Here is a 13,078-nt window from a genome sequence, read left to right as displayed (position 1 = left end):
GGGTTGAGTACCACCCGGGTGCCGTGGGTACGGGCCAGGCGGGCGGCTTCCAGCACGCTTTCCAGCGGCACTTCCAGCTGCAGCAGCAGGGTGTGGGCGGCTGAGATCATCGCTTCATGGCCTTTCACCACGGCCGGGGTGAGGGCGCCGTTGGCTTCGGCGGAGATGCCGATGCTGTTCTCCCCCTCATCGCTCACATAGATGATGGCGATCCCGGTGGGGAGCTTGGGATCGAGCTCGACGGCGCTCACGTCGATGCCGTCTTTGGCAAAGCCGCTCTTCATCTGCTGGCCGATGGCGTCATCGCCGATGCGGGCGATAAAGGAGACTTGTGCACCTAACCGGGCGGCGGCCACCGCCTGATTGGCGCCCTTGCCACCGGGCACCACCTGGTAGCTGTGGCCGGTCAGGGTTTCACCCGGGCGAGGAAAGTGGGGAACGCGCAGCACGTGGTCTGCATTGACACTGCCCAGAACGACGAGACGATTCATGTTGAGTACTCCTGATGCATCTTGGCATGGACACGAAAGCCGGATCCAGGCCGGGAAGCACCGTCAACCCTGAGTGAAAAGGGGAGGCGAACCTCCCCCCGTCAACTTACTTGCTGACCACTTGCAGCGGAACCGGGATGGATTTTTCCACCGGCTGGCCCTTGAGCACCTTGTCGGCGGTTTCCACGCCGATGGCGCCGATCAGGGCGGGCTGCTGGGCCACGGTGGCGGCCAGTTTACCCTTGGCCACGGCGGCCTTGCCATCGTCGGTGCCGTCGAAGCCGACGATCATCACCTCTTTGCCGGCGGCCTGCACCGCGCGGATGGCACCCAGCGCCATCTCGTCGTTCTGGGCGAATACCGCCTGCACGCTCGGGTGAGCGGCCAGCAGGTTCTCCATGACGTTCAGACCCTTGGTGCGGTCAAAGTCGGCGGGCTGGGAGGCCAGCACTTCCAGTTTGTTGGCGGCCACGGCCAGGGCAAAGCCTTCGCCGCGGTCACGGGCGGCGGAGGTACCGGCGATCCCTTCCAGCTGGATCACCTTGGCACCGGCACCCAGCTTCTGGGTGATGAAATCGCCGGCCAGTTTGCCGCCCGCTACGTTGTCGGAGGCGATGTGGGCCTTGACGTCACCCTGCGCCGCGCCGCGGTCCAGGGTCAGCACCGGAATGTTGGCCTTGTTGGCCAAGCGGATGGCGTTGCCTACCGCTTCGGAATCGGTCGGGTTGATCAGGATGGCGTTGACCTTGCGCACGGTGAGATCTTCCATGTTGGAGAGCTCTTTGGCCGGGTCATTCTGGGAGTCCAGCACCACCAGCTCGTAGCCAAGCTCCTTGGCCTTGGCTTCGGCCCCTTCCTTCATGGTGACGAAGAAGGGGTTGTTGAGGGTGGAAACCACCATGGCCAGGGTGTGATCGGCGGCCTGGGCGGTGCCCAGTACGGACATGATGGCGGCAGCGAGCAGGGTATTGAGCTTTTTCATCATTTCATTCCTTGTGTGTGCTTACTTGCTTTTGTTATCGATCATCACGGCGAGCAAGATCACGCTGGCCTTGGCGATCATCTGGTAATAGGACGAGACGTCGAGCAGGTTGAGGGCATTGTTGAGGAAGCCGATGATGAGCGCCCCGATCAGGGTACCCATGATGCGGCCCTTGCCCCCCATCAGGCTGGTGCCCCCCAGCACCACGGCGGCGATGGCATCCAGCTCGTAACCCATGCCGGCGGTCGGCTGGGCGGAGGAGAGGCGGGAAGTGACGATGAGCCCGGCCAGTGCCGACAGCATGCCGCACAGACCATACACCGCGAGCTTCACCCGGTCCACATTGATGCCGGAGAGGCGGGTGGCCGATTCGTTGCCGCCCAGGGCATAGATGTAGCGACCCAGGCGAGTGTGGTTGAGCATAAACCAGGCCAGCAGGAAGACGATGGCCATCAACCAGATGGGCACCGGCAGACCGAACAGGTAACCGGTACCCAGCCAGGCGAAGTGATCGGCGCCGTCACTGAAACCGGTGGAGATGGGGCGCCCCTCGGTATAGACCATGGTGACGCCGCGCAGGGCGGTCATGGTGACCAGGGTGGCGATGAAGGCCTGCACCTTGCCCTTGGCAATGATGAGGCCGCTGATGCCGCCAAGCAGGGCGCCGGCCCCCAGGGTGAGGGGGATCACCAGCATGATGGGCAGCTCCATGGCCACCATGGTGGCGGCCAGGGCGCCGCACAGGGCCAGTACCGAGCCGACCGACAGATCGATGCCGGCGGTGAGGATGACCAGGGTCATGCCGACCGCCATGATGGCGTTGACCGAGGTCTGGCGCAGGATGTTGAGCAGGTTGTCGGCGGTGAAGAAGTTGGGGCTAAGGAAGGAGACCACGCCGATCAGCACCAGCAGGGCCACCAGCGATTTGTTCTCGATCCACCACTCCTTGCTCATGATGCCTCGGCGGGAAAGGGTTTGGGTTGTCATTGTGCTGCCTCTTGCTCTGCTTGCCACTGTTTGCCGACTGCCGCCGCCATCAGTTTTTCCTGATTGGCGTCGCGGGTATTGAACTCTGCGCTGATGCGCCCTTCGTGCATCACCAGGATGCGGTCACTCATGCCGAGCACTTCCGGCATCTCGGAGGAGACCAGGATGATGCTCATCCCCTCCTTCTTGAACTGGTTGATGAGCTGATAGATCTCCTTCTTGGCGCCGACATCGACGCCGCGGGTCGGCTCATCCAGGATCAGCACCTTGGGGCGGGTCAGCAGCCCCTTGGCGATGGCCACCTTCTGCTGGTTGCCGCCGGAGAGCAGTTTTATCAGCTGATCCTGACTGGGGGTCTTGATGTTGAACAGGCGCACATAGTCGCCCACCGCCTGGCGTTCGGCCTGGCCGTCAATCTTGCCACCACGGATGAACTCGCCGAGGGCGCACAGGCTCATGTTTTCGCGCACCGACAGCTCCAGCACCAGGCCGTCACCCTTGCGATCCTCGGAGATGTAGGCGATGCCGGCGGCCAGGCCATCGGCCGGGCTTCTGGGGGCCAGCGCGTGACCATCCACGGTCACCTGGCCGGCGCTGATGGGGCTGGCACCATAGATAAGCTTCATCAGCTCGGTGCGGCCGGATCCCATCAGGCCGCTGAAGCCCAGAATTTCCCCCTGGCGCAGGGAGAAGCTCACCCCGCGCACGCCGGGGCCGGCCAGATCCTTGACCTGCAGGCTGACCGGGCCGAGCTCGCGCACCAGACGCGGGTACTGCTCTTCCAGTCGGCGGCCCACCATCATCTCGATGATCCTGTCTTCGTCGAGCTCGCTCACCGCCTGGTCGCCGATCCACTTGCCATCGCGCAGCACGGTGACCCGATCGCAGATCTCGAAGATCTCTTTCAGGCGGTGGGAGATGTAGACGATGCCGCAGCCCTGCTCACGCAGCTCGCGGATAACCTTGAACAGCTGCTCGGTCTCGGTGTCGGTCAGCGCATCGGTGGGTTCGTCCATGATGATGACGCTGGCATCAAAGGAGAGTGCCTTGGCGATCTCCACCATCTGCTGTTCACCGATGGAGAGACTCCCGAGCCGGGTATCCGGGCCGTGTTTGACGCCAAGTCGTGCCAGCAGGGTGCTGGCACGCTCACGCAACTGCTTGTGATCGATGCTGCCAAAGCGGGTGCGCGGTTCGCGGCCGAGGAAGATGTTGGCGGCAATGGAGAGCTCCGGCAGCAGGTTCAGCTCCTGGTGGATGATGCTGATCCCCTGATCCTGGGAGTCGCGAGGTCCCTTGAAGTGAACCGGCTCACCGCGATAACTGATGGTGCCCGCATCGGCCTGATAGATGCCGGTCAGTACCTTCATCAGGGTGGATTTGCCAGCGCCGTTTTCGCCGAGCAGGGCCATTACCTGACCTGGGTAGACCTTGAGGCCTGCCTCATCGAGCGCCCGCACGCCGGGGAAGGTCTTGACGATCCCGGTGAGCGACAGAATGGGCGAAGGGGTTGTACTCATGGCTGATTCCTTGAAAAGGCTTAAAACGCCACGCCGGCGCAGAGAATGAGGTTGGCGTAGGGGGTCACCTCGCCGCTGCGCACGATGGCCTTGCTCTGGTGGGAGCGAGCCTTGAATTCTTCGTGCAGGCAGTATTCGATGGTGATGGGCTTGCCCTGGGCAGCGGCGTGCGCCTCCAGCTGATCCACCAGCGCCTGATGGGCGGCGGGGCTGATCTGCTTGATCTCGCTTGCCATGATCACCTTCTCCACCACCAGGTCGGTGAGCAGGGCGGTCAGCACGGTGCCAAGGCTCGGCGTCCCCGCCATCAGCGCCAGATCGATGCGCTCGGGGCCCACCGGGATAGGCAGACCCGCATCGCAGACGGTGATCTCGTCGGTGTGGCCCATCCTTGCCACCAGGGCACTCAGGGGAGCATTGAGCAGTACGCCTCGTTTCATACAGCACCTCGGCAGGCTATGCCCGCGTATCTGATGTTAGCTAGGCAATCGGTTACGCAACCGGTTGCGTTATGGCGCAAAGATAGGCTTTTTAGGATGGAAGGGCCACGGCAAAACCACGGAAATGTGAAAACGATCTCAAAGGCGGGGGAGGAAAGAGAAAGAAGGGTGCCAGCAGAGCCTCGGCACCCTTTCTATTGATTTTTTACTTAGTTGGAGAGGGCTTTGTTGACCGCCGGACGGGTTAGCATTCGGCGATAATGATCGGCCACTTTGGGGAATTCACTGATCTCGACCCCATCGCTTTTCAGCCAGCCCGCGACCACGAACAGATAGATGTCCGCCACGCTGAACTGCTCGCCGAGTACCCAGGGGCCTGCCAGATAGTGCTGCTCGATCTGGGCAAAGCCATCGCGCATATTGCTGGCGACTTTCTGCTGCATGGCGACAATGGCCTGTTCGTCATCGGCCCAGCGGCTGCCACGGCGACCATGGGCATGGGAGACATGCACGGTGGAGGCGAGAAAGCTGTTGACCTCCTGCATGCGGGCCAGCAGGAACGGGTTGTCCAGCGGTGCCAGTTTGGCATCAGGGAAGCGCTGCGCCACATAGAGCAGCAGGGCCGGGGTCTCGGTCAGGGTGCCCTGCTCGGTGATCAGGGCAGGCACCCGCCCTTTGGGGTTGATGGCGAGGTATTCGGGCGAACGCTGCTCACCGGCAGCCAGATTAAGCTGGCGGGCAGTAAACGGGGCGCCGGTTTCCAGCAGTGCGATTTGGACCGCCACGGCGCAGGAGCCGGGGGCGAAGAAGAGGGTCAGATCGGACATGAATACTCCTGATTGGCTCAGGCCACCCGCGATATCGGCGAAAGATTGCTTCGCGGAGCACCACGGGCAGTCATGAAAAAAGAGAGGGGCCAACGTTTGCCCCCCAACCAATTTACACCCCTAATGGGCGATGAAAAAGCGCAGAATTAATCGGACTTAGCCACTTTGTTATTTGCCACACCTTACAGGTTTGTTTGTCTTTAAAAGACTATTTCAAAGTCACTAGGATCGACCCCATATACGAGTTTAAAGTGGTTTCGTGCCCAGCTCTCGAATTCACTTCTCGAGTACTTACTAGACAGCCAGAAGTAATCATAATCAAAATCACCTTCACCAACAATCCATTGTCTACATAAGTCATACATGGCTACCCATGCATAAAAAGTATCAAATGTTTTTTGCACTTTAGCCTCATCTTTTTCCGGGAATTTTCTTGGATATATATCACCATCAGATTTATCAGTAAATAAAGATTGGTGTTCTTGGAACAGAGTTAGACTTTCATCCGTCACCTTCTTCCCTGCGCTATAAAATCCAGTCCAACAGAAATAAGATGGATTTCGCAATTTGTCCTGCTGGAATCTAATAAATCTTGAGAATAGTAGTCTGATTGGTAGGTTCTCATCTTGAAATTCAAATGATTGTTCTTCTTTCATTAATTCAATCAGTGAGTTTTCATTATCCACCCAATGGCATATTTTTCCAGCAATATCTAGTGGTGAGTGACTATCAATTGCAGCTGAAAGAGCTGTTGACACATGGTAATACTCAGGTGTTGAATAATCAATGATTAATGTTTTAAATTCGGGGTGTTTGTTTTTAATCACCTTACACAGATTCATAAACCTAATGCCTGGATTAGTTGAATCTATGAATTTTTTGTAATCCTCAATTTCGAATGGAAATCCTTCACCTGGATTTATCGCAATATCTAAAACCAACAAGAACAGCGCTACTAATGGGCTTCCTAAGTCTTCAGGTCTTTCTGATTCAGTAAGTGTTAAAAATGTGTTAAAGGCTGAGTAATATATTCCATCCAACATTCCTAGATCTTCGAAATCCTTCCATTCTAGAGCTTCACCAGATGAGTAGAACAAATACTGCATCTGTGTAAATCGCGCTTGACCTTCATACAATTCAATCAGCCCAATGGATGAAATATAAGCTGGCTCACCATAACAGTGATTGGGTTCCTTTTTTTCTTGTAAAATATCAAACCCCACATGCCAATCTTTGGCGTTTGGCAAAAAATTTAAGTTTCTATCAAAACTTGTAGATAAGACCGCAACAAACGATGAGTAGGCTATATGAAAAGAATGTCCTACTGATTCAAAAAGCTTGTCGTTAATAAATGATGGTGCTGATTTCGGCTCTATAATTAAGTTTTTGAAAAATTCAATGTCATGGAAATTGTTCAGTATGGGGTTTATAGCCAAAAATTCTTTTTCTTTGGATTTAGCATGTGCAATGTTTTTTACATTGTATTTTGTTATGGGTTTTTTTAGGCCAGTATGCTTGATGTATTCTTTTAAAAATGAATGGTTTATATGTGCTTGTGCAGGATACGAAAAACTCAATATCAAACCTGATATAGATCCTATGTGCTGCCACCAATGGATAGTTTCGTGAAGATATGTGGAGAAAGCTTGAATTGTTTCAAAATCATATTTATTTGATGTGTGAATTCCATTCTCAGTAGCATCTAGTAGGTTGTGTATGTCAGGCCTTAATCTCAACACAAATTGCATTGAATGATATAGGCCTCTAGCATTGAAGCAGCTTTTGTAATCAAGAGGATATTCATTGTATTGTTCGTCATTCAGTAATTCATAATTGAGTTTCAATTTTATACTCCATAGATTGTAGCTACTAAGCTTAAAAAATCGAAAGGTTAGATTAGAGAAGCACAATCTAAAATTCGCGGTTTAGATAATACTGCACAGTCTTTATCATAACCGAACCTATTGTGCCAATATCTCCACAAAGGGGCAACTATGAATCTGATCAGAATGGCCTATATTCACCGCTTTCCCATATCTTTCTTAAAATTTGATGTGAAGCTGGCAGCTTGGGATGTGTTACAGGGGGGGGCTGGCTTAACAAATTTTGAACTTAGCCAATACCCTATATCTCCCTGTATCAATGATTCTTGCGTTGATAAATGGTGTTGGTGGTTATGAAAAAAGAAGGGGGCAAATATTGCCCCCCTCAATATATTGAGCCCGTCAGAACCGATTAACAGCCGATTTTAACCCGCCTTGGCCACCATGGCTTTCAGCTGCAGGAAGTACTGCTCGTAGAGGCGGGAGGCATCCCCTACATCGGACTGGAACTCTCCCTTGCGCTTGATCTCGTCGCTCGGGAAGACCATGGGGTTGTTGCGAAACGCCGGGGTGAGCAGGGGAGTGGCATCCTTGACCGGAGTGGGGTAGCCAATTGCCTCGGCCACCTTGGCGGCCACATCGGGGCGCATCAGGAAGTTGATCAGGGCGTGGGCCTCTTTCACATGCCTGGCCTTGGCCGGGATGGCGAGGTTGTCCATCCAGAGCACGGCGCCTTCTTCGGGATAGGTCATCTGGATGGAGGGGTATTCGCGCTGGGCGCCGTAGGCTGAGCCGTTCCACAGCATGCCGATATTGACCTCACCGGCGATAAAGGGGTCGGCCGGGTTGTCGGAGTTGAACGCCTTGACGTTGGGCATCAGCTTTTTCAGGTATTCGAACGCTTCGGCGATCTGCGCCTTGTCCCGGGTGTTGGGGCTGTAGCCCAGCTGCACCAGCGCGATATGGAACACCTCGCGGGCATCGTCCATCAGCAGCAGGCTCTCTTTCCACTCCGGTGCCCAGAGCTGCTTCCAGCTGGTAACCGGCTGCTCGATGATGTCGGTGTTGGTGCCGATGCCGGTTGCGCCCCAGATATAGGGGATGGAGTAGCGGTTGTCCGGGTCGTACTCGTGGTTGAGCAGGGTAGGGTCGAGGTGCTTGAAGTTGGGCAGCTGGGCGCGATCCAGCGGCTGCAACATCCCCTCTTTGGCCATTTTCGAGATGAAATAGGTGCTGGGCACTACTACGTCATAGCCGTCGCCATGGGTTTTCAGCTTGGCGTAGAGGGTCTCGTTGGATTCGTAGGTGGAGTAGATCACCTTGATGCCGGTCTCTTGCTGGAACTGCTCCAGCAGGCCGTCCGGCACATATTCCGACCAGTTGTAGAAGTAGACCACCTTGTCATCGGCCGCGTGAGCGCTCTGGCTCAGCAGCGGGGTGGTGAGGGTGAAGGCGGCTGCCAGCAGGGCGCCGGCCTTGTGTTAGATTGTCATCAACAACTCCTTGGGGTTATGGGGCCTTGCGGCCCACCGTGACAGAGTTCGCCAAAGATGGCGGGGACGAAACGGGCAGGGTCAACCCTGCCGTTTACGCAGTAACAGTTGCGCCAGCAGCACCATCCCGAGGGAGGCGACCAGCATCAGGGTGGCCAGGGCATTGACCTCGGGGGAGACCCCCACCTTGACCATGGAGTAGATCTTGAGCGGCAGGATCTCGTAGGACGGGCCGGTAACAAAGGAGCTCACCACCACGTCGTCCAGCGACAGGGTAAAGGAGAGCAGCCAGCCCGCCATCACCGCCGGCAGGGCCAGCGGCAGTATGATGCGGCGCAGGATGATCCACTCGCCAGCTCCCAGATCCCGCGCTGCTTCCAGCATCCGCACATCAAAACCGCACAGCCGCGAGTAGACGGTGATCACCACGAACGGCAGGCAGAAGGTGATGTGGGCGATCAGCAGCGACCAGAAGCCCAGTGCAATGCCGGTCACCACAAACAGGGTCAGGAGCGAAATGGCCATCACGATATCGGGGGACATCATCACCACGAACAGCATGCCGCTCACGTACTGCTTGCCGCGAAAACGGTAGCGAAACAGCGCCACGGCGGTAAGGGTGCCGATCAGGGTCGCTGCGGTGGCGGTGAGGGCGGCGATGGTCAGGGAGTGCTGGGCCGCCTGCATCAGGCTGGCGCTGGCAAACAGCTTCTCATACCAGCCCAGGGTAAAGCCGCGCCAGTCGATGCCATATTTCGACAGGTTGAAGGAGTTGGCGATCAGCACCCCGATGGGCACATAGAGATAGCCAAACACCAGCAGCAAGAACAGAGCCTTCAGTGCGCGCATCATGCCAGCTCCCCCTTCTTGCTGAGCAGCTTGCCCGCCCGCCAGTAGCAGTAGACCAACAGCGCCATCAGCACCGTTAGCATCACGCTGATGGCCGCGCCGAAGGGCCAGTCACGGCTGTTGAGGAACTGGGTCTTGATCAGGTTGCCGATCAGCAGGTGCTTGGCGCCCCCCAGCAGATCGGAGACGTAGAACATCCCCGTGGCAGGCAGGAACACCAGCAGACAACCGGCGATGATGCCGGGCAGGGTGAGGGGCAAGATGATTCGCACCAGCCGCTGCCAGCCGTTGGCGCCGAGATCCCGCGCCGCCTCCAGCAAACGGCCATCCAGCTTCTCGATGCTGGAGTAGAGCGGCAGCACCATAAAGGGGAGCAGCACATAGACCAGCCCGATGATGACGGCCACCTCGGTATACATCATCTGCAGCGGCCGCTCGATAAGCCCCAGATCCAGCAGCCAGCCATTGATCAGCCCCCGGGTGCCGAGCAGCACTTTCAGCGCATAGGTACGAATGAGGGAGTTGGTCCAAAACGGCACCACCACCAGAAACAGCAGCAGCGGGCGGATGCGCGCTGGCAGATGGGCCAACAGCCAGGCAAAGGGGTAGCCCACCAGCAGGCAGATGGCAGTGGCGAGCAGCGCCAGCCAGAGGGAGTGGAGCAGCACCTCGAAATAGAGCGGGTCCAGCAGGCGGCCATAGTTGCTCAGGGTAAAGAGCGGTGCGATAAGCTCGGATTCATCGCGGGTGAGGAAGCTGACGCCGATGATCATCAGGTTGGGCAGAAAGACAGACAGGGTCAGCCAGCCCAAGATCAGAGCGATGGCTCCGTTGCGAAAGCCATTGTGGGCAAAGCTGTGCGCTACCCGCAGATTAGTGAGGATCATAGGGCAGCACCACCTCCCAGCTGTCGACCCAGTGGATCGCCACCTCCTGACCGAGACGGTAGTCAAAGTCGGGGTCATCCTCGTCGAAGAACTCGGAGATAAGCAGCTGTTTGCCACTTTCGAGCTCGATCACCGAATCCAGCGTCGCCCCCTTGTAGTTGCGCTCGCGGATATTGCCCCGCAGCGCGCCGCTCTGATCGTCATCCTCATCGAGAATGCGAAGATCTTCCGGGCGCAGCAGCACGAGTACCTTGTCGTCTGGCTGGAATGGCAGTGTGGTATGGAGCAGGCATTCGCGCCCCTCTACCTCGGCCTGCCAGATACCGGGCTCGCGCAGGTTGATCAGCTTGCCATCCATCACATTGATCTCGCCGATAAAGCGGGCCACGAACAGATTGGCTGGCGATTCGTAGATATCGCGCGGGGTGCCGCGCTGGATAATCTTGCCTCCCTCCATCACCAGGATGCGATCAGACATGGTGAGCGCCTCTTCCTGATCATGGGTGACGAAGACAAAGGTGATGCCAAGGCGACGCTGCAGCGCCTTGAGCTCGCTCTGCATCTGCTTGCGCAGCTTGTAGTCGAGCGCCGAGAGGGATTCATCGAGCAGCAGCAAGCGGGGCTTGTTTACCACGGCGCGGGCAATGGCGACCCGTTGTTGCTGACCGCCGGAGAGTTGATCCGGGCGGCGGTTGGCCAGCTCGGTGAGCTGTACCATGGCGAGGGTCTCCTCGACTCGCTGGCGGATCTCGCTGGCCGGTACCTTCTGCATCTCGAGGCCAAAGGCGACGTTTTCAAACACCGTCATGTGTGGGAAGAGCGCATAGCTCTGGAATACGGTGTTGATGTGCCTGTGTTCGGCGGGGATATGGGTGATCTCGTCACCGGCCAGATGGATGGTGCCACCATCGACCGATTCGAGCCCGGCCAGCAGGCGCAGCAGGGTCGTCTTGCCGCAGCCGGAGGGGCCCAGCAGGGTGAGAAACTCACCGTCATAGATCTCAAGGTCAAGGTCGCTCAATATCGCCTTGCCGTCATAAAGTTTGCTGATCTTGTTCAGCGCGACAATTACCTGTGGATTGTTCATCATCCGCCAGTCTCACCCCAGCCAGTGGCCATCATGTTGAAAGAGGGCCGCATTCTATGCAGCCAATCCATGAAATTAAAGGCTTTTTGGCCGCAAGTGGTCAGGAAAAACGACTACGAATAGCAGGCCAAGTCGCTATAATGTGCCACCTGATTTGGTCGTTTTCGATGTTGGATAGTCAATTGAGTAACAAAATGCGGATAGGTGGTTCCCTCGAACAGTCCCTGAGCCAGGGATATCGTCTCGACCTCAAGGGGGTATTGCAGGAGAGCTGGCAACAGACGCGGCGCACCGGGTTCGGCCTGCTGCTGGCCATCGTCGGGGTAACGGCCATCTGGATACTGTTGAGCAACACCCTGCTCGCCCCCTATGTCAATCAGGAAGGGGGGATGGACGTGGCCCTGGTGCTGAGCCTGCTCATCACCGTCATCATGTCGCCCATGACCTCTTCCCTCGACATGCTGGGGTTGCAGCAGTCGGTGGGGGTGCGTGCCCGGCCGAGCCAGGTGTTCGACTTCTTTCGCCACTTCCTGCGCCTTGGCAGCCTGAGCCTGCTCGGCAGCCTCATCACCAGCCTGTTCGGCCCGCTGTTCGAGCTGGTGGGACTGCCGGTGATGCTGGCCTTCATTCCGTCGGCCCTGATCGGCATGGGGCTGGTGTTTACCGTGCCGCTGGTGCTCGAGCGCGGCCTGTCGCCGGCGCAGGCCATCCTGGTCTCCCTCAAGCTGTTTGCCCGCGGCTGGCCCAGCATAGTGCTGCTGCACGGGGTCATGATGGCGCTCTTCTTCCTGGCGCTGATCCCCATGGGGCTGGGGCTTATCTGGGTGGCACCGCTCTATTTCAACTGCAAGGGGATCCTCTACCGGGATCTGTGCGGGGTGGCGGTCGAAGTGACCGACGTGAGCCAGGGCCCCGATCATTTCAACGCCTGACGGGCATGCAGGGCGTCAGACAACAGCAACAGATAGTGGCGCGTGCAGATGCGCGATGCAAAAGGATGGCATATGAACAATCGATACGGGATGGCAGCCGCGCTGTTGCTGGCCCCCATGCTGGCAGTGGCGCAGCCCTTCCTCGAGCTGCAGTACGGCACCTTCTACAGCCAGATGAAGACCTTCGCCAAAGGGGAGTTTGGCCACGCCAGGTTGGGTTTTTATCTGACCGATCCGCAAAATGGCCGGCGCTGCCAGCTCACTTCGGCCCGGGTCTCGACCCTGGATCGGGACGTGGCGGCCGAGGTGACCATTGACAGCGAATTGCGACTGCCCTATGACGACGATCTGAATCTCGACAAGGCAAGCGTGGTAGTGGGGCTCACCGAGCCTCATGCAGCCTGCGATCTGTCGGTGCAGGTGATGGCCGATGTGCCGCCGCCGGCAGACAGTCGGTGGGAGCTCAAGGTGAGCGAGCTGACGGGCCGTCAGCACGACATGCAGAGCCTGCTGGAGAAGCTGGCCGGCGTGGTCGGCAAGTATTTCCTGCCCGAGATGACGGGGGTGAGGGTCAGCCTGGTGCAGCCAAGCGGCACCGCCTACCTCATCGACGGTGCTCGCCAGCTGCCGCTGCCCTGGCAGGAGGGAGAACTGCTGCTGAACAACGCCCAGTTGGCGGAGTTTGCAGAGGGCAAGCTGCAGCTGCAGGGAGAGATCCTGCGACTGACCCCCTGGCTGCACAAGGGCTGATGGGTCCCGG

Annotated in this window: 13 protein-coding genes; 2 read left to right on the top strand and 11 right to left on the bottom strand. The window is 57.7% G+C overall.

The features are described from left to right. The 11 genes from BN1143_RS19770 to potA all read right to left on the bottom strand — a co-directional run. Positions 1-491, bottom strand: a 491-nt coding sequence (locus BN1143_RS19770; protein WP_042051853.1) for a PfkB family carbohydrate kinase, incomplete at its 3' end; no start/stop codon positions are given. A gap of 106 nt (positions 492-597) precedes the next feature. Then, positions 598-1,473, bottom strand: coding sequence for a ribose ABC transporter substrate-binding protein RbsB (gene rbsB, locus BN1143_RS19765; RefSeq protein ID WP_010634030.1), 876 nt, complete (start codon positions 1,471-1,473; stop codon positions 598-600). Positions 1,474-1,494: 21 nt separating this feature from the next. Beyond that, positions 1,495-2,460 (bottom strand): ribose ABC transporter permease, encoded by a 966-nt coding sequence (rbsC, locus tag BN1143_RS19760; RefSeq protein WP_005300744.1) that lies wholly within the window; start codon positions 2,458-2,460, stop codon positions 1,495-1,497. Further along, positions 2,457-3,980 carry a ribose ABC transporter ATP-binding protein RbsA gene (rbsA, locus tag BN1143_RS19755; RefSeq protein WP_042051851.1) on the bottom strand — a complete coding sequence of 508 codons (1,524 nt, stop codon included), beginning with the start codon at positions 3,978-3,980 and terminating at the stop codon, positions 2,457-2,459. The genes rbsC and rbsA overlap by 4 nt, the downstream gene beginning before the upstream one ends. A gap of 20 nt (positions 3,981-4,000) precedes the next feature. After that, complete coding sequence (rbsD, locus tag BN1143_RS19750) at positions 4,001-4,420, bottom strand: D-ribose pyranase (RefSeq protein WP_042051850.1); 420 nt, start codon at positions 4,418-4,420, stop codon at positions 4,001-4,003. Between the two features lie 209 nt (positions 4,421-4,629). Next, positions 4,630-5,247 carry a glutathione S-transferase family protein gene (locus tag BN1143_RS19745; protein ID WP_042051848.1) on the bottom strand — a complete coding sequence of 206 codons (618 nt, stop codon included), beginning with the start codon at positions 5,245-5,247 and terminating at the stop codon, positions 4,630-4,632. Positions 5,248-5,447: 200 nt separating this feature from the next. After that, positions 5,448-7,091 (bottom strand): hypothetical protein, encoded by a 1,644-nt coding sequence (locus BN1143_RS22505; RefSeq protein WP_156141325.1) that lies wholly within the window; start codon positions 7,089-7,091, stop codon positions 5,448-5,450. 404 nt (positions 7,092-7,495) lie between these two features. After that, the gene (locus BN1143_RS19740; protein WP_042051847.1) at positions 7,496-8,503 is read right to left on the bottom strand and encodes an extracellular solute-binding protein; all 1,008 of its coding nucleotides are present in this window, start codon (positions 8,501-8,503) and stop codon (positions 7,496-7,498) included. 141 nt (positions 8,504-8,644) lie between these two features. Beyond that, entirely contained in the window at positions 8,645-9,415 is a 771-nt protein-coding gene (potC, locus tag BN1143_RS19735; RefSeq protein ID WP_042051845.1) for a spermidine/putrescine ABC transporter permease PotC, read from the bottom strand. Beyond that, a complete protein-coding gene (gene potB, locus BN1143_RS19730; RefSeq protein ID WP_042051843.1) occupies positions 9,412-10,299 on the bottom strand; it encodes a spermidine/putrescine ABC transporter permease PotB in 888 nt (295 codons plus the stop codon). Before potB ends, potC begins: the two co-directional genes overlap by 4 nt. Continuing rightward, entirely contained in the window at positions 10,286-11,389 is a 1,104-nt protein-coding gene (gene potA / locus BN1143_RS19725) for a spermidine/putrescine ABC transporter ATP-binding protein PotA (protein WP_042051838.1), read from the bottom strand. The genes potB and potA overlap by 14 nt, the downstream gene beginning before the upstream one ends. Before the next feature lie 191 nt (positions 11,390-11,580). Between potA and BN1143_RS19720 the strand changes: the two genes are divergently transcribed. Continuing rightward, positions 11,581-12,318: a DUF2189 domain-containing protein gene (locus BN1143_RS19720; RefSeq protein ID WP_005300757.1), complete on the top strand. Its 738-nt coding sequence runs from the start codon at positions 11,581-11,583 to the stop codon at positions 12,316-12,318. Positions 12,319-12,390: 72 nt separating this feature from the next. Further along, positions 12,391-13,068 carry a DUF2987 domain-containing protein gene (locus BN1143_RS19715; protein WP_042051836.1) on the top strand — a complete coding sequence of 226 codons (678 nt, stop codon included), beginning with the start codon at positions 12,391-12,393 and terminating at the stop codon, positions 13,066-13,068. The last annotated feature ends 10 nt before the right edge of the window (positions 13,069-13,078 follow it).

It is taken from the genome of Aeromonas dhakensis (assembly GCF_000820305.1).
Lineage (GTDB): Bacteria > Pseudomonadota > Gammaproteobacteria > Enterobacterales > Aeromonadaceae > Aeromonas > Aeromonas dhakensis.
The sequence above is the reverse complement of the archived record's forward strand: the minus strand, read 5'-3'. Positions and strand labels throughout refer to the sequence as shown.